The sequence below is a fragment of the Streptomyces sp. CB01201 genome (assembly GCF_002803085.1).
In the GTDB taxonomy this organism is placed as follows: Bacteria; Actinomycetota; Actinomycetes; order Streptomycetales; family Streptomycetaceae; genus Streptomyces; species Streptomyces hundungensis.
In genome coordinates this window covers 53,568-70,731 of record NZ_NNBJ01000003.1, presented here as the reverse complement: position 1 = coordinate 70,731, position 17,164 = coordinate 53,568, and the positions used below count along the sequence as shown (strand labels likewise).

19 protein-coding genes and 1 riboswitch are annotated in these 17,164 nt (G+C 73.3%); of the genes, 11 read left to right on the top strand and 8 right to left on the bottom strand.

The window, feature by feature from the left end:
- Window positions 1-2: 2 nt before the first annotated feature.
- The 5 genes from CG740_RS08335 to CG740_RS08315 form a co-directional block, all read right to left on the bottom strand.
- Window positions 3-1,547: a cobyric acid synthase gene (locus CG740_RS08335; RefSeq protein WP_100574364.1), complete on the bottom strand. Its 1,545-nt coding sequence runs from the start codon at window positions 1,545-1,547 to the stop codon at window positions 3-5.
- A complete protein-coding gene (locus CG740_RS08330; protein WP_100574683.1) occupies window positions 1,529-2,485 on the bottom strand; it encodes a cobalamin biosynthesis protein in 957 nt (318 codons plus the stop codon). The genes CG740_RS08335 and CG740_RS08330 overlap by 19 nt, the downstream gene beginning before the upstream one ends.
- 96 nt (window positions 2,486-2,581) lie before the next feature.
- Window positions 2,582-2,721, bottom strand: a riboswitch (cobalamin riboswitch).
- 147 nt (window positions 2,722-2,868) lie between these two features.
- Window positions 2,869-3,093 carry a hypothetical protein gene (locus tag CG740_RS08325; protein ID WP_100574363.1) on the bottom strand — a complete coding sequence of 75 codons (225 nt, stop codon included), beginning with the start codon at window positions 3,091-3,093 and terminating at the stop codon, window positions 2,869-2,871.
- Window positions 3,094-3,124: 31 nt separating this feature from the next.
- On the bottom strand, window positions 3,125-4,396 hold the full coding sequence (locus tag CG740_RS08320; protein WP_100574362.1) for an inorganic phosphate transporter: 1,272 nt from the start codon (window positions 4,394-4,396) through the stop codon (window positions 3,125-3,127).
- A gap of 130 nt (window positions 4,397-4,526) precedes the next feature.
- Window positions 4,527-5,315, bottom strand: coding sequence for a lysozyme (locus CG740_RS08315; RefSeq protein ID WP_100574361.1), 789 nt, complete (start codon window positions 5,313-5,315; stop codon window positions 4,527-4,529).
- A 105-nt stretch (window positions 5,316-5,420) separates the two neighbouring features.
- On the opposite strand from CG740_RS08315, the gene CG740_RS08310 reads away from it, so the two are divergent.
- The 3 genes from CG740_RS08310 (at window position 5,421) to CG740_RS08300 (ending at window position 8,983) form a co-directional block, all read left to right on the top strand.
- Window positions 5,421-6,074 (top strand): class II aldolase/adducin family protein, encoded by a 654-nt coding sequence (locus CG740_RS08310; protein ID WP_100574360.1) that lies wholly within the window; start codon window positions 5,421-5,423, stop codon window positions 6,072-6,074.
- An 88-nt stretch (window positions 6,075-6,162) separates the two neighbouring features.
- The gene (locus CG740_RS08305; protein WP_100574359.1) at window positions 6,163-7,290 is read left to right on the top strand and encodes an alpha/beta hydrolase; all 1,128 of its coding nucleotides are present in this window, start codon (window positions 6,163-6,165) and stop codon (window positions 7,288-7,290) included.
- 352 nt (window positions 7,291-7,642) lie between these two features.
- Window positions 7,643-8,983: a hypothetical protein gene (locus tag CG740_RS08300; RefSeq protein WP_100574358.1), complete on the top strand. Its 1,341-nt coding sequence runs from the start codon at window positions 7,643-7,645 to the stop codon at window positions 8,981-8,983.
- A 157-nt stretch (window positions 8,984-9,140) separates the two neighbouring features.
- Here the strand turns inward: CG740_RS08300 and CG740_RS08295 are convergent, their stop codons facing one another.
- A complete protein-coding gene (locus CG740_RS08295; protein ID WP_100574357.1) occupies window positions 9,141-9,530 on the bottom strand; it encodes a VOC family protein in 390 nt (129 codons plus the stop codon).
- A 43-nt stretch (window positions 9,531-9,573) separates the two neighbouring features.
- Window positions 9,574-10,470: a KPN_02809 family neutral zinc metallopeptidase gene (ypfJ, locus tag CG740_RS08290; RefSeq protein WP_100574356.1), complete on the bottom strand. Its 897-nt coding sequence runs from the start codon at window positions 10,468-10,470 to the stop codon at window positions 9,574-9,576.
- Between the two features lie 145 nt (window positions 10,471-10,615).
- Between ypfJ and CG740_RS08285 the strand changes: the two genes are divergently transcribed.
- The 4 genes from CG740_RS08285 (at window position 10,616) to CG740_RS08270 (ending at window position 14,574) form a co-directional block, all read left to right on the top strand.
- A complete protein-coding gene (locus CG740_RS08285; RefSeq protein ID WP_100574355.1) occupies window positions 10,616-11,326 on the top strand; it encodes a hypothetical protein in 711 nt (236 codons plus the stop codon).
- 94 nt (window positions 11,327-11,420) lie between these two features.
- Entirely contained in the window at window positions 11,421-13,019 is a 1,599-nt protein-coding gene (locus tag CG740_RS08280) for an ABC-F family ATP-binding cassette domain-containing protein (RefSeq protein WP_100574354.1), read from the top strand.
- Window positions 13,020-13,403: 384 nt separating this feature from the next.
- Window positions 13,404-13,625 (top strand): helix-turn-helix domain-containing protein, encoded by a 222-nt coding sequence (locus CG740_RS08275; protein WP_009337982.1) that lies wholly within the window; start codon window positions 13,404-13,406, stop codon window positions 13,623-13,625.
- Between the two features lie 148 nt (window positions 13,626-13,773).
- Window positions 13,774-14,574 carry an enoyl-CoA hydratase/isomerase family protein gene (locus tag CG740_RS08270; protein ID WP_100574353.1) on the top strand — a complete coding sequence of 267 codons (801 nt, stop codon included), beginning with the start codon at window positions 13,774-13,776 and terminating at the stop codon, window positions 14,572-14,574.
- A gap of 33 nt (window positions 14,575-14,607) precedes the next feature.
- Here the strand turns inward: CG740_RS08270 and CG740_RS08265 are convergent, their stop codons facing one another.
- Entirely contained in the window at window positions 14,608-15,273 is a 666-nt protein-coding gene (locus CG740_RS08265; RefSeq protein ID WP_199846377.1) for a hypothetical protein, read from the bottom strand.
- Window positions 15,274-15,361: 88 nt separating this feature from the next.
- Here CG740_RS08265 and CG740_RS08260 point away from each other — a divergent pair, with 88 nt between their 5' ends.
- The 4 genes from CG740_RS08260 to CG740_RS08245 all read left to right on the top strand — a co-directional run bounded on the left by CG740_RS08260 (window position 15,362) and on the right by CG740_RS08245 (window position 17,163).
- Window positions 15,362-15,865 carry an Asp23/Gls24 family envelope stress response protein gene (locus CG740_RS08260; RefSeq protein ID WP_100574351.1) on the top strand — a complete coding sequence of 168 codons (504 nt, stop codon included), beginning with the start codon at window positions 15,362-15,364 and terminating at the stop codon, window positions 15,863-15,865.
- A 69-nt stretch (window positions 15,866-15,934) separates the two neighbouring features.
- Window positions 15,935-16,126 (top strand): hypothetical protein, encoded by a 192-nt coding sequence (locus tag CG740_RS08255; protein WP_100574682.1) that lies wholly within the window; start codon window positions 15,935-15,937, stop codon window positions 16,124-16,126.
- A gap of 3 nt (window positions 16,127-16,129) precedes the next feature.
- Window positions 16,130-16,474 carry an iron-sulfur cluster assembly protein gene (locus CG740_RS08250; RefSeq protein ID WP_100574350.1) on the top strand — a complete coding sequence of 115 codons (345 nt, stop codon included), beginning with the start codon at window positions 16,130-16,132 and terminating at the stop codon, window positions 16,472-16,474.
- Window positions 16,471-17,163: a DUF6286 domain-containing protein gene (locus CG740_RS08245; RefSeq protein WP_100574349.1), complete on the top strand. Its 693-nt coding sequence runs from the start codon at window positions 16,471-16,473 to the stop codon at window positions 17,161-17,163. Before CG740_RS08250 ends, CG740_RS08245 begins: the two co-directional genes overlap by 4 nt.
- The last annotated feature ends 1 nt before the right edge of the window (window position 17,164 follow it).

The window sequence follows — 17,164 nt, the reverse complement described above, 5'->3', positions numbered from 1 at the left end:
GGTCACGGGGCCCCCGGCGGGATGAAGGGCAGCCCGGCGGGCGGGCCCTGCTCGATCAGCCGCAACAGGGCGTCGGTGTCGGCGTGTTCCTCGATCAGGTCGCCGAGCCGGTCGAGCTGTTCCTCGCGCAGCACCCCGAACGAGGTGTCGGGCGCGGGCGTGAACCGGCGGCCCGCGTCGCGCGCGACCTGTTCGAGGAACCGGCGCCGGAACGCGTCGCTCTCCAGGGAGCCGTGCCAGTGCGTCCCCCACACCGAGCCCACCCGGCACCCGTCCAAGAACGCTTCACCACCGAGGACTTGGGCCACCCCGTGGTGGATCTCGTACCCCTCGACCCGCTCGCCGAGGGCCTCGCCGACCGGCCGCGCCAGGGTCTTCTCGGCGGCGAACCGCACCCGTACGGGCAGCAGCCCGAGGCCCGCCACCGTGCCCGCCTTCGACTCGACGTCGTCCTCGATGTGCTCGCCGAGCAACTGGAACCCGCCGCAGATGCCGAGCACCGGGCGGCCCTCGGCGGCCCGGCGGGAAAGCTCTGCCGCGAGGCCGCGCTCACGCAGCCACTCCAGGGCGCGGACGGTGCCGCGGGTACCGGGCACGATCACCAGGTCGGCGTCGGTGAGTTCCTCCGGCCGGTCCACGAACCGCACGACCACGCCGGGTTCGGCCGCGAGCGCGTCCACGTCGGTGAAGTTGGACATCAGCGGCACCGCGCACACCGCGACCCGCAGCACGTCCTGGCCGAACGGCGGCGTCACCACCGACTCCCGCACGGCCCCGCGCATCGAGACGCGCAGCCCGTCCTCCTCGTCGATGCCCAGGCCGTGGGCGTACGGCAGGATCCCGTAGGTGTGCCGCCCGGTGAGGCCGCGCAGCATCTCGATGCCGGGCTCAAGGAGCGTCACATCGCCCCGGAACTTGTTGACGACGTACCCGGCGACCAGCGCCTGGTCCTCGGGGCTCAGCAGCGCCGTCGTCCCGAAGAACGAGGCGAAGACCCCGCCCCGGTCGATGTCGCCGACCACGACCACCGGCAGCTTCGCGGCCCGCGCTATGCCCATGTTGACGATGTCGGTGCGGCGCAGATTGATCTCGGCAGGGCTGCCCGCCCCCTCGCAGATCACCGCGTCGTACGTGCTGCGAAGCTGCGCGAGGCAGTCCAACACCGGCTCCAGGAGCGCCTGTTGGCGCCCTCCGCTCAGGGCCGTCCCGGTGGCCGTCCCGCCGGACCCGCCGAAGAAGCCCCGGGCGCTCATCTCGCCCACCGGCCGGCCCATGAACACGACCTGGCTTGAGCGGTCGCTGCCCGGCTTGAGCAGCACCGGGTTCATGAGCGCGGTCGGCTCCACCCGGGCCGCCTGTGCCTGCATCGCCTGGGCCCGGCCGATCTCCGCGCCCTCGCGCGTCACGAACGAGTTCAGCGACATGTTCTGGCCCTTGAAGGGCGCGACCTTGACGCCCCGGCGCACCAGCCAGCGGCAGATCCCGGCCGTGACGACGCTCTTGCCGGCGTCCGATGTCGTGCCCGCGATCAGCAGCCCGCCACCCATGTACGTCCCTTCCTCACAGCGGCCCGCGCCGCCACGGCGGTGGCCAGCGTCAGCCAGCCCACCGTGCGCGAGAGCCGTACCGCCCGTTCGATGTCCGCGACGTCGACGGCCCGCCCCGGCGCGTTCAGGACCGGCCGGTGCTCGACGCGCCCCGCGTACGAGAGCGTGCCGCCGAGCCGTACCCCGAGCGCCCCGGCGAACGCGGCTTCCACCGGGCCCGCGTTGGGGCTCGGGTGCCGGACGGCGTCCGCCCGCCAGGCCCGTGCCGCACCCCGGGGATCGGGGCCCGCCAGCGTCGCGAGGACGGCGGTGAGGCGGGCGCCGGGCCAGCCCATCACATCGTCCAGGCGCGCCGAGGCCCAGCCGTAGCGGCGGTAGCGGGGCGACTTGTGCCCGACCATCGCATCCAGGGTGTTGACCGCCCGGAAGCCCACGAGGCCGGGCACGCCCGCGAGCGCACCCCACACCAGGGCGCCGACCACCGCGTCCGAGGTGTTCTCGGCGACCGATTCGACGACCGCCCGCGCGACGCCGTCGGCGTCCAGGGACTGCGGGTCGCGTCCGCACAGATGGGGCAGGCGCTCCCGGGCCACCTCGATGTCGCCCGCGGCCAACGCGCCGCCGATGGCGCGCGCCTCACGGCCGAGCGAGGTGCCGCCGATCACCGTCCAGGTGGCGGCCGCGGTCAGCGCGACGGATGCGGCGGGGCGGCCGCGTACGGCACGGGAGGCGAGGGCGGCGGCAGCGGCGGCGCCGCCCGCGCACACCAGGGTGTGCAGCGCGCCCCGGCCGCGGTCGTCGCGCCACAGGGCGCGTTCGACGGCGGCGGCGGCCCGGCCGAAGGCGGCGACCGGATGGCCGCGGCGGGGGTCGCCGAGCAGCAGGTCGCCGAGGAGCCCGGCGGCGGCGCCGTAGGCGAAGGTGCGATCGGCCCGCATGGTCAGCGCGCCGTGGCGTCGCGGAAGGGGCCGGAAGATCTCGACGGGCAGGCGCGCATGGCGGTGTGTCCTCACTCAGGGTGTCCGCGCCCTGGTACGACGTGACCGGCGGTGAGAGTTCCTGGCTTCGCGGGGATCGCTCCCCGGTGACAGTGGCGGGACCGCGCCGGATTCGCACCGGCTTCCTCTTCTGCCGCCGTAGCTGGCCGGTGCAGTCCACCACGCTGCGAGAACACCCGTCAACTTGCTGTTGACCTGCGGTGCGTGAGAGTGCCCGGCATCACGTGGGACCGCCCCGCGGCGGGTGCCACGGGGCGGTCCGGGTGGTGCGTGCGGGGCGGGCGGCGCGGTGCGCTGGGGGCGCACGGCGCGGCACGCGGGCGTCAGGCGACGATCAGATAGATCCCGTACGCCACGGCCGCCGCGCAGAGCGCGAAGCAGGCGTAGGCGCCGGTGCGGGCCATCGCCACGTTGCCCGCGGTGCCGGAGGCCGCGGCCTCCCGCTTGGTGAGGCCGACGATGCCGAGGGTGAACAGGCCCACCAGGCCGACGGTCACCGCGAGGCTGACGCCGAAGACGGAGCCGAGAGCTGCCCAGTCGATGTGCATGAGGATTCCTTAGCTGTGCCGGAGCGCGGGGTCAGACCGTCGCCGGGGTGGGCGGGTCGACGGGGGCCACCGGGGCCGGGGACTGGATCGTGGCCTTGAGGTCGGCGGCCGCCGCGGCGATGCCGGTGGTGGGCGGCGGGGTGACGGCGGCGATCGCGGTGGTGATGACACCGGCGGGCTCGGCCACGGGAGTCTCGTCGATCGCGTCGGAAGTGACGTTGTGGTGGTCGACCGGCTGGCGGCGCGACAGCTTCCAGATGACGCCCGAGCCGGCGATCAGGAGGATCGCGACGGCGGCGATGCCCCAAGTGCCCTGCTGGGTGAGGAACTCGGCGCCCGCGCCGACCAGACCGGCGGCCGGAAGCGTGAGGACCCAGGCGACGGCCATGCGGCTCGCGGTGGACCAGCGCACCACGCCGCCCTTGCGGCCGAGGCCCGCGCCCATGACGGAGCCGGAGCAGACCTGGGTGGTGGAGAGCGAGAAGCCGATGTGCGAGGAGGCCAGGATGACGGTGGCGGCACCGGTCTGGGCGGCGAAGCCCTGCGGCGGGCGCAGCTCGGTCAGGCCCTTGCCCATGGTGCGGATGATGCGCCAGCCGCCGAGGTAGGTGCCCATCGCGATGGCCAGACCGGCCGAGACGATGACCCACAGCGGGGGGTTCGCGCCCGGGTGCAGCACACCGCCGGTGACCAGGGCGAGGGTGATGATGCCCATCGTCTTCTGGGCGTCGTTGGTGCCGTGGGCGAGCGAGACGAGCCCGGCCGAGGCGATCTGGCCGGCCCGGTAGCCCTTGGCGGTGGCCTTCGGGTCGGTGTTCCGGTTGATCCGGTACGTGAGCTTGGTGGCCAGCATCGCGGCGACACCCGCGACGATCGGGGCAGCGACGGCGGGGAGCAGCACCTTGGTGACGACGGTGGAGCCGTTGACCGAGCCCCAGCCGGCCGACATGACCGCGGCGCCGATGAGGCCGCCGAACAGGGCGTGCGAGGAGCTGGAGGGCAGTCCGAGCAGCCAGGTCAGGAGGTTCCAGAGGATGGCACCGACCAGGGCCGCGAAGATGACCTCGGTTCTGATGCCTTTCTCGTCGATGATCCCGCCGGAGATCGTCTTGGCGACCTCCACTGACAGGAACGCGCCGACCAGGTTGAGCGCGGCGGACATGGCGACCGCCGTCTTGGGCTTCAGGGCGCCGGTCGAGATGGTGGTGGCCATCGCGTTGGCGGTGTCGTGGAAACCGTTCGTGAAATCGAACACGAGAGCTGTCACGACCACAATCGCGAGCAGCAGCGTGATGTGTTCCATTTACCCAGGCAATCGTTCGACGTCAGTGGCGGGACGAACGTAAGTAACCTGAGTGAACGGAAGGTGAACTGGGGCGGGCGCAGTGGTGACCGTGGCCGCTTCTCGCTCCCCGCCGACGGCCGGGGCCCGTTCAGCGCCCGGCCGCGAACCGCTTCAACTGCGCAAAAGTCCCATTGAAGAGATTCTGGTCACCCGGCAGGGTCCCGCTGCCGTTCGCGTACTGCCAGAGGGTCCAGTACGACCAGCCCGCGGGCAGCGCGCCCGGCGTGGTGGCGTACCGGGCCAGCCACAGGGCGTGGGTCGGGCCGAAGGCGCGGCTGCGGCCGGTGCAGTCGTTCCACCAGGCCGCGGTCGTGTAGATCACCGGCCGGCGGCCGGTGCGCAGCCGCACCTCGTCGCTGAACCCGGCGATCCACTCGGTCATCGCGGCCGGGCTCAGCCCGTAGCACCTGGCGGAGCTGCCGTCCTTGGTGTCCTTGGCGCCCTTGCCGTACGGGTTGTGCTCCAGGTCCACCGCCGGCGGCAGCGTCCAGCCGTCGCCCGACCAGCCGCCGCCGTTGCTCACGAAGTAGTCGGCCTGGTCCCGCCCGGAGGATTGGCCGGGAACCGCGAAGTGATAGGCGCCCCGGATCAGGCCCGCCCTCCGGGCGCCGTCGTACTGCTGGCCGAAGTAGGGATTGCGGTACGTCGTCGCCTCGGTCGCCTTCACATAGACGAAGGAGGCGCCGAGGCTCCGGGCGGCCGTCCAGTCGACGCGTCCCTGGTGCGAGGAGACGTCGTGGCCCGCGGGCCTGGTCTCGGCCGCCGCCCCGGGCGGGGCCGCGAGCGCCGCACAGCCGAGGACGAGCGCGGCCAGGGATCCCGCGAGCGCGACCCGCGACCGGACCCGACGAAGCAGTGGATTACGGCCGCTAGTCATGCATTCCCCCGAAAACCCGGTGTACGGAACAAAGCACCCAGAGGCTAGTCCAAGATCACCGCCCGATCCGCCGTACGGGCGCCTTCGGCTGGCAGGATCGCCCGCATGAGCGACGACGAGGCGGCGACGGCCGCGGCTTGGGCCGAACTGATCGACACCGCGAGGCGAACCGCCGCCGAGGGACTGGTCGTCGGCACCTCGGGCAATGTGTCGGTACGGGTCGGCGAACTGATCCTGGTCACCCCGACCGGCGTCCCCTACGACCGGCTCGGCCCCGCCGACACGGTCGCCGTCGACCTCGAAGGCCGCCAGGTCCTCGGCACGCTGCGGCCCACCAGCGAGATCCCGATGCACCTCGCCGTGTACCGGGGCACCGACGCCCGGGCCGTCGTCCACACCCACGCCGTGCACGCCACCGCCGTCTCCACCCTGGTCCCCGAGCTGCCGCTGGTCCACTACATGGCGGCCGCGCTCGGCGGCCCGGTCCGGGTCGCCGAGTACGCCCTGTACGGCAGCGAGGAGTTGGCCGCGAACATGCTGCGCGCCCTGGAGGGCCGCACCGGATGCCTGCTCCAGAACCACGGCACGGTCACCTACGGCACCTCCCTCGCCCAGGCCTACGACCGCACCGCGCAGCTGGAGTGGATGTGCCGCCTCTGGCTCACCGCCGCCGCGCTGCCCGGCCGCACCCCCTCGCTCCTCACCCCGGGCCAGCTCGACGAGGTGGGCGAGAAGCTGCGCGGCTACGGACAGCCCTAGCGGCCCCGGAGCCGCACGCCCAGGGGCCCGCCGCACCGATGGGCCACGCCCACTGGCATCACCGCCGCCCCGCCCCGAGACTGAACGCGTGCGCCCCGCTACGAAGACGGCAGCGGCCGTCACCACACTCCTCGGCGTCGGGGCGGCAGCGGTCGTCGCCGGACGCATCGCCAGCGACGCCGCGCTCAAGGCGGCGCCGGGCAGCCCGCTGCCCGCCGACCCCCCGTTGACCGTGCACGCCCTGGAGCCCGGCCGGGTCACCCTGACCCGCTCGCTCGCCGCGCTGCGCCCCGGCACCTACGGGCTCGTCGGCGACGGCGTCCACGCCGTGGTCGGGCCCGTCCTCGACGGCGCCCCGCACACCGCGGACACGGTGGTGCGCCGCCTGGAACGGGTCACCCACGGCGCCCTCACCCCGGGAGACCGGCTGCGGCTCACCCCGCAGACGCACCGGGGCACTCCGAACACCGCCCTCGGCATCGAGCACCGGGACGTCGAGATCCCGGCCGAACTCGGGCCGCTGCCCGCCTGGTTGGTGCCAGGCGAGCGCCCGACCTGGGTGATCGCCGTGCACGGGCTCGGCACCACCCGCGAACACCCCCTCAACATCGTGGAGTTCCTGCGCGGCCAGCGCCTTCCGGTCCTCATCCCCTCCTACCGCGGCGACGAGGGGGCGCCCCGCTCGCCGGACGGGCTCGGCCACCTCGGCGACTCCGAGTGGCGCGATCTGGACGCGGCGATCCGCTACGCCCTGCGCTCCGGGGCCCAGCGCGTCATCCTGCACGGCTGGTCCACCGGCGCCACCATGGCCCTGCACGCCGCAACGCACTCGGCGCTGCGCGAGCGGATCGCCGGAATCGTGCTCGACTCGCCGGTCCTGGACTGGGAGTTCACGCTCAAGGCCCTCGCCTCGGCCCGCCGCACCCCGGGTCCGCTGCTGCCGCTCGCGGTCCGGGCGGCCCAGGGCCGCACCGGCCGCCACGGCGACCGGCTCCAGGAAGGCGTCGACCCCAAGGCGCTGCGGGTGCCGACCCTGCTCCTGCACGGCCCCGACGACACCCTCGCCCCCTGGGGTCCCTCGCGCGAACTGGCCGACCGGCGGCCGGAACTGATCACCCTGCATCCGGTGCCGGGCGCCCCGCACGGCTCGATGTGGAACGCGGACCCGGCCGGATACGAAGAAACCCTGCGCCGGTTCCTGACCCCCCTCATGTGACACTCCGTCAGTCCCGCGCTGCGGCACGGCTGGTTCCGCTTGCGCGTTCGGGCGGTCACCGGGCCGTGTTGGTCGCGCGGGGCGACTCCCGGCCACCGCTCGGTTCCGGCGGTCCGTTCCGGCCGGTCGCGGCTCATTCCGGTTGCCCGTCGCGGCAGGGCCGGGGCTCGCTCACCGTGGCGGCGGTCCCTCGATGCCCGGCCGCCCCCGGCGCCCTTGGCGGGTCTTCGACGGCCGGTTCCGTTTGGGCTTTCGGGCAGTGACCGGGAAGACTGCATGCGTGACGTCCCGGAAGCCTGAAGAGAAGTTGCCGCGCGACTCCAGACTGCGGCTTGTCCGCGCTCCGCACCCGATGCAAGCCCGACCCCTTGCCGCCGCCCGCAGGGCCGCGACCGACCGGCGCACCCGGCCGGCCCCGCGGCCGCCCGCGGGCACCCCGGCCGAGGCCGAACTGGCCCGCCAGGCCAGGGCGGTGCTCGCCGACGCCGTACGCGTCGCCCGCTGGACCGACGCCGAGCGTGCCCGCGCCGGCGCCCCCGGCCCCGGCCGGCCGGGACCGCTGCCCGCGCCGGTCACCGAGCGGGCGGCCGCCGCACTGGGCCTGACGGCCTCTCAGGTGCGGGCCGGCTGGGACCGGGCCCGGCTCGCGGGGCTCGTCGAACTGCACGGCGCCACCGTGCGGCCGGGCTGGCGGCTGCGCGCCTGGGACCGCGACGACGCGGCGGTCCTGCGCGGCTGGGTCGCCCTCTTCGACGCCTGGTCCCTCGTCCACCCCGCGCCCGACATCGCCCCCACCGCGGTCGCCGAGGTCGTCGAGGCCGTCCCCCAGGTGCTCTCCCTGCTCCAGCTCTCCAACGGGCCGGTCCTCGTGCCGGCCCTGCTCGACCTGCTCGAACAGCGGGTCGCCGAGCTGCGCGAGGAGCGCTGCGAGGTGCCCTACGGGCCCCAGCCCGACCCCGTCTCGCTGCCGCCGCTGCTTCCCCACCTCCTCGACTGGGCGCTGGCGGGCCTCGCCGCGGTCGGCGCGCTCGTCCTCGGCGAGGACCAGGCCACCTTGACCCCGCTGGGCAACTGGGCGGTCTGGGTCAAGCTGGAGCAGATCTGCGTCGCCGCGCAGAGCCCGGCCGGCAACATCGAGCAGCCCGCCGAGGACATGCTGCGCGGCTGCGCGGGGCTCACCCCCGGCCCGGCCCGCGCCGAGTACCGCGCGTGGACCGCCGCGCGCACCGTCGGCAGCGCCGTCACCGAGCTCCTCGACGTGGCCCGGGGCGACGACGCGCTGCTGCGCGGGCTCGCCTTCGAGGCGCTGCGGGTCGTGGGGCCGCCCGCCGAGGCCGGGGTGCGCGCCGCCGTGACGGAAACGTGCCTCCGCCCCTACGCCCTGCTGTGGCTCGCCGAGTACGACGGCGGCGATCCCGAGGACGTGCTCGGCGTGCTCACCCGGGAGGAGTCCACCTGGCTGTGGGTCGACACGGCCGCCGCGGTGGCCGACCACGGCGAGAGCGAACTCCTGGTGCGCCACCTCGACTCGGCGGTGCAGGGCACGGTCCCCGCGCTGCTCGACGAGGTACGGGCCGTCGGGCATCCGCGCACGGTCCAGGTCCTGGTGGCGCTTGCCGCCGCCCACCCCGACCCGGCCCTGGCCAAGGCGGTACGCCGCGCGGCCTTCCAGGTCCACACCGGGTCCGTGTAGCGCCCTCCGAGGGGCAGGGGCGCGGGGCCGTGTCCTTTGCGCGGCTCCGCCGCGGTGGGCGCGACGAGCCACCCGCGGTCCGCAGCCGACAGGGGGTTGAGGGGCGTGAGCCCCGCTCCGGCTTCGTTGAGGCACCGGCGCTGGTGGCGGGAGGGCGTCATTCCCCGCCGCCCGGCGCATACGTGCCGAAGCTCCACACGTTGCCCTCCGTGTCCCGCGCCGTGTAGTTCCGCGAGCCGTAGTCCTGGTCCGCGGGCTCCATGAGGATCTCCATGCCCTGCTCCGCGGCGCGGGCGTGGTGCGCGTCCACATCGCCGACCACCACATAGACCCCGACCGGGCCGCCGTTCGCCATGGCCTCGGCGAAGACGCCCGCGCGCCCCCGGGAGCCGACCATCACCAGGCCCGTCCCGTAGGACAGTTCGGCGTGCGCCACCCTGCCGTCCTCGTCCTCGTACACGCACACCTCGGTGAAGCCGAAGGCGTTCTTGAGCCGGCGGATCGCCGCCTTCGCGTCGTCGTACAGGATCGTCGGATACATGCTCATGCCGATCACTCCTTCTGGGACGGGCCGGACTCGACAGGCCGATTCAGCGGGACGCGAAGGTGTTGCAGCGGGCCATGTCGCCCGTCTGGTACCCGGTGTAGAACCACTGCTGGCGCTGCTGCGCCGAGCCGTGCGTCCAGGTCTCCGGGGTGACCCGGCCCTGGAACTTCTCCTGGATCCGGTCGTCGCCGACCGCGGCCGCCGCGTCGAGGCCGTCCTTGATGTCCTGGTCGGTGAGCTTCGAGATGAGCGGCCGCCCGGTGGCCTTGTCCGGGGTCGTCGTCGCGTGGTGCGCCCACACCCCGGCGTAGCAGTCGGCCTGGAGCTCCACCTTCACCGCGTTGCTGCCGGCGCCCTGCCGCCCGTCCTGCGACTTCTGCAGGGTGCCCATCAGATTCTGGATGTGATGGCCGTACTCGTGCGCCACCACATAGGCCTGCGCGAAGGGGCCGCCGCTGGAGCCGAACTTGGTGCGCAGCTCGTCGAAGAACCCGAGGTCCAGATAGACCTGCCGGTCGCCCGGACAGTAGAAGGGCCCGACCGCCGAAGTCGCCGTCCCGCAGGCCGTGTTGACCCGGCCGGTGAAGAAGACCGTCGAGGCGGGGGAGTACCGGCCGCCGCGCCGCGGGAACTCCTGGCTCCAGTAGTCCTGCACGCTGTTGACCACCGCGACGATCCGGCAGTCCTCCTTGGTGTTGGCGTCCGAGCCGGTGCGGCAGCTCTGGTTCACCTGCGCCTGCGACGAGGAGGTCGCGCCCGGCGTGGTGTCGCCCGAGGAGAGCCCGAGCTGTTCGGGGCCCACCCCGAAGAACAGGCCGAGGAGCAGCGCGATGACGCCGACGATGCCGCCTCCGACGGTGGCCCGGCCGCCCGGGATCCGGCTGCTGCGCACGTCCTTGACCTCGGACGTGTCCAGATCGGCGTCGTCGTCGAACTGCATGGCCCCACCACCCTCTGCTCCGCCCGGGCCGCCACGGCGCAGCCCGCTCAAGGTGACCCCGAGTATCGGGAAAGTCACCCCGAGTATCAATCGGTTCATTGCGCTACGCCCGTTTTGTTACGTCGGCCGATACGCTCGGCGCGTCATGGACCGGACCCGTCTCGCGCTGACCGCCGTCGCCGCCGTACTCGCTCTCCCGCTGGTCACCGCCGCCCACCACGCCGACCGGACCCCGTACGGCGACCGCTTCGCCCGCTTTGCCGCACCCCCTGCCGCCCCCGCCGCGGTACGCGTCCGGGGCGCGGCCGTCGAGGCGTACGACCGGGACACCGGCGCCCGGCGCTGGACGTACCGCAGACGCGGCAGCAGGCCGCTCGCCCTGTACCGGGCACCCGGCCACGCCTTCGCCCTGTGGACCGACGGCATGGTGACCGACACCGGCCCGCGCCGGGTCCGCTGGCACCGGGCGGTGCCCGGCCTCGGCGCCTGGCTGGCCGGGCGGCCCGACCGCGCCGCCGGAGTGCTCCAGCCGCTCGACGCGGACGCCCGCATGCTGGCCGTCGTCACCCCCGAACGCGTCAGCGCCTTCCGTGCCGACGACGGGGATCTGCGCTGGCTGCTGCCCGCGAAGCAGGGCTGTGCGTTCGATCCCGCGCGCACCGCGCACCTGCGCGGGGTGCTGCTGCTCGCGCAGCCCTGCCGGGGCCGGGACGCCCGGAACCAGGCGTGGAGCCAGGAACTGACCGCGGTCGACGGGCTCGGCAAGATCACCCCGGGGCGCACCCCGCTGGGCAACGACCTCCCAGGTGAGGGGCGCTCGGACCGTGGCGGAAACCGGGTTGCGCGACCCAGTTAGAATTGACCCCATGGCAATTCTCCTTGTGCATTAGGCGGCGTCGACCTCCGCGACCCCGTCCTGTCCGCCGTCCATTCCGCCCTGGAGTCTTTCCGTGATCACCGCCACCGGCATCGAGCTGCGCGCCGGCGCCCGAGTCCTCATCGAGTCCGCATCCTTCCGCGTCGCCAAGGGCGACCGCATCGGCCTGGTCGGCCGCAACGGAGCGGGCAAGACCACCCTCACCAAGTGCCTGGCCGGCGAGGGCATCCCGGCCGCCGGCACCATCACGCGCTCGGGCGAGGTCGGCTATCTGCCGCAGGACCCGCGCACCGGCGACCTCGACGTGCTCGCCCGCGACCGCATCCTCTCCGCCCGCGGCCTCGACGAGGTGCTGCGCAAGATGCGCGAGAACGAGGACCGCATGGCGAACGGCAAGGGCGCCACGCGGGAGAAGGCGATGAAGAAGTACGAGCGCCTGGAGACCGAGTTCCTCACCAAGGGCGGTTACGCCGCCGAGGCCGAGGCCGCCACCATCGCCGCCGCGCTCGGCCTGCCCGACCGGGTGCTCGGCCAGCCGCTGCACACGCTCTCCGGTGGCCAGCGCCGCCGCATCGAACTCGCCCGCATCCTGTTCTCGGACGCCGACACCCTGCTCCTGGACGAGCCGACCAACCACCTCGACGCCGACTCGATCGTCTGGCTGCGGGACTACCTCAAGACGTACCGCGGCGGCTTCATCGTGATCTCCCACGACGTCGACCTCGTCGAGACGGTCGTCAACAAGGTGTTCTACCTGGACGCCAACCGCTCCCACATCGACGTCTACAACATGGGCTGGAAGCTCTACCAGCAGCAGCGCGAGGCGGACGAGAAGCGCCGCAAGCGCGAGCGCCAGAACGCCGAGAAGAAGGCCGCGGCCCTCAACTCGCAGGCCGACAAGATGCGCGCCAAGGCCACCAAGACCGTCGCCGCGCAGAACATGGCCAAGCGCGCCGAGCGCCTGCTCTCCGGCCTTGAGGCGGTCCGCGTCTCCGACAAGGTCGCCAAGCTGCGCTTCCCCGAGCCCGCGCCCTGCGGCAAGACGCCGCTGACCGCCGAGGGCCTCTCCAAGTCGTACGGCTCGCTGGAGATCTTCACCGACGTCGACCTGGCCATCGACAAGGGCTCGCGGGTCGTCATCCTCGGCCTCAACGGCGCCGGCAAGACGACGCTTCTCCGGCTGCTCGCCGGGGCCGAGAAGCCGGACACCGGCGAGGTCACCCCGGGCCACGGCCTGAAGATGGGGTACTACGCGCAGGAGCACGAGACGCTCGACCCGGACCGCACGGTCCTGGAGAACATGCGCTCGTCCGCGCCGGACCTCGATCTCGTCGAGGTGCGCAAGACGCTCGGCTCGTTCCTGTTCTCCGGTGACGACGTCGACAAGCCCGCCGGGGTCCTCTCCGGCGGCGAGAAGACGCGTCTCGCGCTCGCCACGCTCGTCGTGTCGTCCGCCAACGTGCTGCTGCTCGACGAGCCCACCAACAACCTGGACCCCGCGAGCCGTGAGGAGATCCTCGGCGCACTGCGTACGTACAAGGGCGCGGTCGTCCTGGTCACCCACGACGAGGGCGCCGTCGAGGCGCTCCAGCCGGAGCGGATCATCCTGCTGCCGGACGGCGTCGAGGACCTGTGGGGCCCGGACTACGCGGACCTGGTCGCCCTCGCCTGACCGGCCGCGCGAACGGGCCGGGGCGTCATCGGTGCATGATCCATCCGTTGATCCACTGCCGCTGGATCATTCGGCCTACGCGTGATCCTCAATCTGAGTGAGAGCGTCTCGTACCCCGGAGTGTCGGGTGCGGGATCAAGGTCCGTCCCTCGTGGGACGGGCCTTTTCCCGTATGTGACCCGGAACACAGCGCTGACCTGGCGCTTCGTCTCGACTTTCGGGCCGGGATATGTGCGTGGCCAGCCGGAATGCGATATTCCGGCCGGCTTCCTCACGCCTGGTGAGTCCAAGCTTGTTGGACGGACCTTGCCGAATGGGTGGCCAGGAAGCCGGGAAGGGGTGATCATGAGAAGTCCAGAGCGCACTTCCCATGAGGAGGCACGGGTGGCCGAGACTCTGAAGAAGGGCAGCCGGGTAACCGGCGCCGCGCGCGACAAGCTCGCGGCAGACCTGAAGAAGAAGTACGACTCCGGTGCGAGCATCCGGGCGCTGGCCGAGGAAACCGGCCGGTCCTACGGATTCGTACACCGGATGCTCAGCGAGTCCGGGGTCACTCTCCGTGGACGCGGCGGAGCGACGCGGGGCAAGAAGGCCACCTCGGCCTGACCGAGGCGTTCCGGACGGCACCTGTGGCCCCCCGGGTCCCCTGGTGGCCACCCGGTCGGCCGTGCGGTCGACCGGGTGGTTACTGTGCAGTCACTTAGCGACCGCCGAGGCGGTCGCTCGATGACGGCCACTGACCCGGAGGCGCCCCATGGCTACGCCCGTATCCGTACATGAGGTATTCGACAAGGATGGCGTACGGCTCTCCGTCGACGACGCGGTCGCCACGGTGACCCTGACCAATCCGGCCAAGCGCAACGCCCAGTCTCCCGCTCTGTGGCGGGCGTTGGCGGAGGCCGGACGGTCAATCCCGGGCAGCGTTCGCGTCGTTGTGCTGCGCGGCGAGGGCAAGTCCTTCTCCGCCGGCCTCGACCGCCAGGCCTTCACCCCCGAGGGCTTCGACGGCGAGCCCTCCTTCCTCGATCTCGCGCGCGGCTCCGACGACGAGCTCGACGGGGTCATCGCCGAGTACCAGGAGGCGTTCACCTGGTGGCGCCGCAACGACATCGTGTCGATCGCGGCCGTCCAGGGGCACGCGATCGGTGCCGGTTTCCAGCTCGCCCTCGCCTGCGACCTCCGGGTCGTCGCGCAGGACGTGCAGTTCGCCATGCGCGAGACCAGCCTCGGACTCGTCCCCGACCTCACCGGCACGCACCCGCTGGTCGGGCTCGTCGGATACGCCCGCGCGCTCGAAATCTGCGCGACCGGACGGTTCGTGGGAGCCGACGAGGCCGAGCGCGTCGGCCTGGCCAACCTTGCCGTGCCCGCCGATGAACTCGATTCCGCCGTACGGGACTTGGCGGGGGCGCTCCTCGCCGCGCCGCGGGACGCCGTGGTCGAGACGAAGGCCCTGCTGCGCGGTGCGCCCGGGCGGGACTACGAGGAGCAGCGCCGCGCCGAGCGCGCCGCGCAGGCCCGCCGCCTGCGCGACCTGGCCGGCCTCTCCGACTGACCCCCGGGCGGGCCCGGCGGGCCCGGACCGGCCCTAGGGGCCGGCCCACGTGACGAGCACCCCGACCGAATCCGCCCCCGGCACCGCCCGGGCCACCGCCGCGCGCACCGCTCGGGCCACCTCCAGGGGGTGGCCCGTAGTGGCCAGCTCCACGCGGACATGGCCGTCCGCCTCATGCACCGGGGCGCCCAGCTCGGCCGTCAGATGGGCCACTCCGGGGGTGGCGAGGGCGGCCGCCGCGGCGGCCGTCGCGGGCGGCTCGGCTGGGCCGGCCGGGGGACCGCCATCCGGGGGTTCCGGAAGGGCGTCGAGCAGCTCCGCCACCTGGAGATCGACGTCCGACACGATCAGGCCGAGGCGTTCGTCCGCCGTGGTGAACAGCACCTCCCGCAGCGCCACCGCCAGCTCCGGCAGCGGGAGTCCGCCGAGCGCCGCGAGCCGCGCCGTCACCCGCAGCGGGACCGGCGCCAGGGCGCTCGGCGGGGCCGGAACCAGCGGCTCCGCCCTGGCCTCCGGGTCCGCCGGGCCCAGCCTCAGTGATGTCGTCGCGAGGCCCGGCAGGGTGGCCGCCGCGGCCCCCAGGACCGCGACCGCGGCCCGTTCGGTGATCCACGATCCGTCCCGCGGACCGCCCAGCGCGAGCAGTCGGCCCAGGCCCAGCCGGCGGCGTACCGCGGCACTCCATGCGTCACCCGTCATGACCCCAGCCTGCCGCATCCCGGGCGCGAGTCGGGGCAAGCGCACTTAATGTGGGCAATGGAGTCCAAGGGCGAAGGGACGAACGGTCATGAGCGACACGAGCGCACAGCGCAACCGGCCCGGTGCACCCGGGAACGAGTCGGCCGGCGAATCCGCCGAGCAGGCGAAGAAGACGTCCGTCACCAAGCGCGGCGGCGCGGACGCGGGCGGCCGCGGCCGCACCACGATCGCCGACGGCGTCGTGGAGAAGATCGCGGGCCTCGCGGCGCGAGACGTCATCGGTGTCCACGCCATGGGCAGCGGCCTCTCCCGTACCTTCGGCGCGGTCAGAGACCGGGTGCCCGGCGGCGGCAAGTCGGGCGTCTCCCGCGGCGTGAAGGCGGAGGTGGGCGAGGTGCAGACCGCGCTCGACCTCGAAATCGTCGTCGAGTACGGCGTATCCATCGCCGAGGTCGCCCGGGACGTGCGGGAGAACGTGATCTCCGCGGTGGAGCGCATGACCGGCCTTGAGGTCGTCGAGGTCAACATCGCGGTCAGTGACGTGAAGCTGCCCGACGAGGAGGACGACGAGCCGGAGTCCAGGCTCCAGTAGCGGCGGCGCCGATCGGCAATTGATCTCGACTTGGAACTGATCCCGACTCAGCGGACCGAGGAGTTCGGCATGAGCATGGCGGTGGTTGGCCTGATGGCCGGCATGGCACTTGGTTTCGCCGGATACTTCGGTGGGTTCGGAGCCTTCCTGCTGGTCGCGGCGCTAGGCGCGATCGGCTTCGTGGTCGGCCGTTTCGTGGACGGCGATCTCGAACCGGGCGACTTCTTCCGCCCCCGCGACCGCGGCGACCGGCGGCGCTGACCGATGGCGGTGGCCGAACAGATCGAGCCCGCCCGGCGCGGCGCCACCCGGATCGCCGACCGGGTCGTCGCGAAGATCGCCGCACAGGCGGCCAGAGAGGCCCTCGACCGGGTCCCCGACGACGGTGCCCCGCCCCGTGCCACCGTGACCGTCCATCAGGACTCCGCCCGCGTACGCATCAGCCTCGAACTCGGCTACCCCGGGGACCTGGGCGGCCAGTGCGGCGCGGTGCGTCGCCAAGTGGCCGAGCGGGTAAGGGCGTTGGCGGGCATGGAGGTGCCCGAAGTGGCCGTGCAGATCGAGCGTCTGCACGCCGAGGGCGCGGCGGACCGGGGGAGGATCCGATGAGCGGGCCGTACGAGGGCGAGCACAGCACACAGCGACTTCCCGTGATCGAGCACGGCCCCCACGCGGCCGCCGATCCCGGGCTCGACCAGTCGGCCTCGGCCGCCGACTACGACGCCGTGCCGGTCCTCGCCGAGGGCGACGGCGGCAGGGCGGGCCGCTTCTGGTCGGTGCGCCGGGTGCCCGCGGGGCTCTGCGCACTCCTGATCCTCGCCGCGGCCGGCATCTTCCTCTACGACATCGCCGCAGTCCGCGCCCACCACTCGGCCATGCGCTGGCGGTCCGGGCTCGCCGACTGGCTCGCGCAGCACTCCGTCGACGACGTGGCGGTGCTCGCCGGCGCCGCGGTCGTCGCACTGCTCGGCCTCTGGCTGATCGTGCTCGCACTCACCCCCGGCCTGCGCGGCATCCTGCCGATGCGGCGCCGCTCCTCGGCCGTGCGCGCCGGGCTCGACCGGGCCGCGGCGGCCCTCGTGCTGCGCGACCGGGCGATGGAGGTGTCCGGCATCCAGTCGGCGCGGGTCCGCCTGGGCCGCAGGCGCGTGGTGGTGAAGGCCCTGTCGCACTTCCGCGAACTCGACGACGTACGGGCCGACTTGGACGCGGCGCTGGGTGCGGGCATCCGGGAACTCGGCCTTGCCGGGCCGCCCGGGCTCGCGGTCCATGTGAGCCGTTCGGTACGGAAGGGCTGAA

Bases quoted from the DNA above. Each gene is read 5' to 3' on its own strand.
- CG740_RS08335 (WP_100574364.1), bottom strand. From the start codon at position 1,547: ATGGGTGGCGGGCTGCTGATCGCGGGCACGACATCGGACGCCGGCAAG.
- CG740_RS08330 (WP_100574683.1), bottom strand. From the start codon at position 2,485: ATGCGGGCCGATCGCACCTTCGCCTACGGCGCCGCCGCCGGGCTCCTC.
- CG740_RS08325 (WP_100574363.1), bottom strand. From the start codon at position 3,093: ATGCACATCGACTGGGCAGCTCTCGGCTCCGTCTTCGGCGTCAGCCTC.
- CG740_RS08320 (WP_100574362.1), bottom strand. From the start codon at position 4,396: ATGGAACACATCACGCTGCTGCTCGCGATTGTGGTCGTGACAGCTCTC.
- CG740_RS08315 (WP_100574361.1), bottom strand. From the start codon at position 5,315: ATGACTAGCGGCCGTAATCCACTGCTTCGTCGGGTCCGGTCGCGGGTC.
- CG740_RS08310 (WP_100574360.1), top strand. From the start codon at position 5,421: ATGAGCGACGACGAGGCGGCGACGGCCGCGGCTTGGGCCGAACTGATC.
- CG740_RS08300 (WP_100574358.1), top strand. From the start codon at position 7,643: ATGCAAGCCCGACCCCTTGCCGCCGCCCGCAGGGCCGCGACCGACCGG.
- CG740_RS08295 (WP_100574357.1), bottom strand. From the start codon at position 9,530: ATGAGCATGTATCCGACGATCCTGTACGACGACGCGAAGGCGGCGATC.
- ypfJ (WP_100574356.1), bottom strand. From the start codon at position 10,470: ATGCAGTTCGACGACGACGCCGATCTGGACACGTCCGAGGTCAAGGAC.
- CG740_RS08285 (WP_100574355.1), top strand. From the start codon at position 10,616: ATGGACCGGACCCGTCTCGCGCTGACCGCCGTCGCCGCCGTACTCGCT.
- CG740_RS08270 (WP_100574353.1), top strand. From the start codon at position 13,774: ATGGCTACGCCCGTATCCGTACATGAGGTATTCGACAAGGATGGCGTA.
- CG740_RS08265 (WP_199846377.1), bottom strand. From the start codon at position 15,273: ATGACGGGTGACGCATGGAGTGCCGCGGTACGCCGCCGGCTGGGCCTG.
- CG740_RS08260 (WP_100574351.1), top strand. From the start codon at position 15,362: ATGAGCGACACGAGCGCACAGCGCAACCGGCCCGGTGCACCCGGGAAC.
- CG740_RS08255 (WP_100574682.1), top strand. From the start codon at position 15,935: ATGAGCATGGCGGTGGTTGGCCTGATGGCCGGCATGGCACTTGGTTTC.
- CG740_RS08250 (WP_100574350.1), top strand. From the start codon at position 16,130: ATGGCGGTGGCCGAACAGATCGAGCCCGCCCGGCGCGGCGCCACCCGG.
- CG740_RS08245 (WP_100574349.1), top strand. From the start codon at position 16,471: ATGAGCGGGCCGTACGAGGGCGAGCACAGCACACAGCGACTTCCCGTG.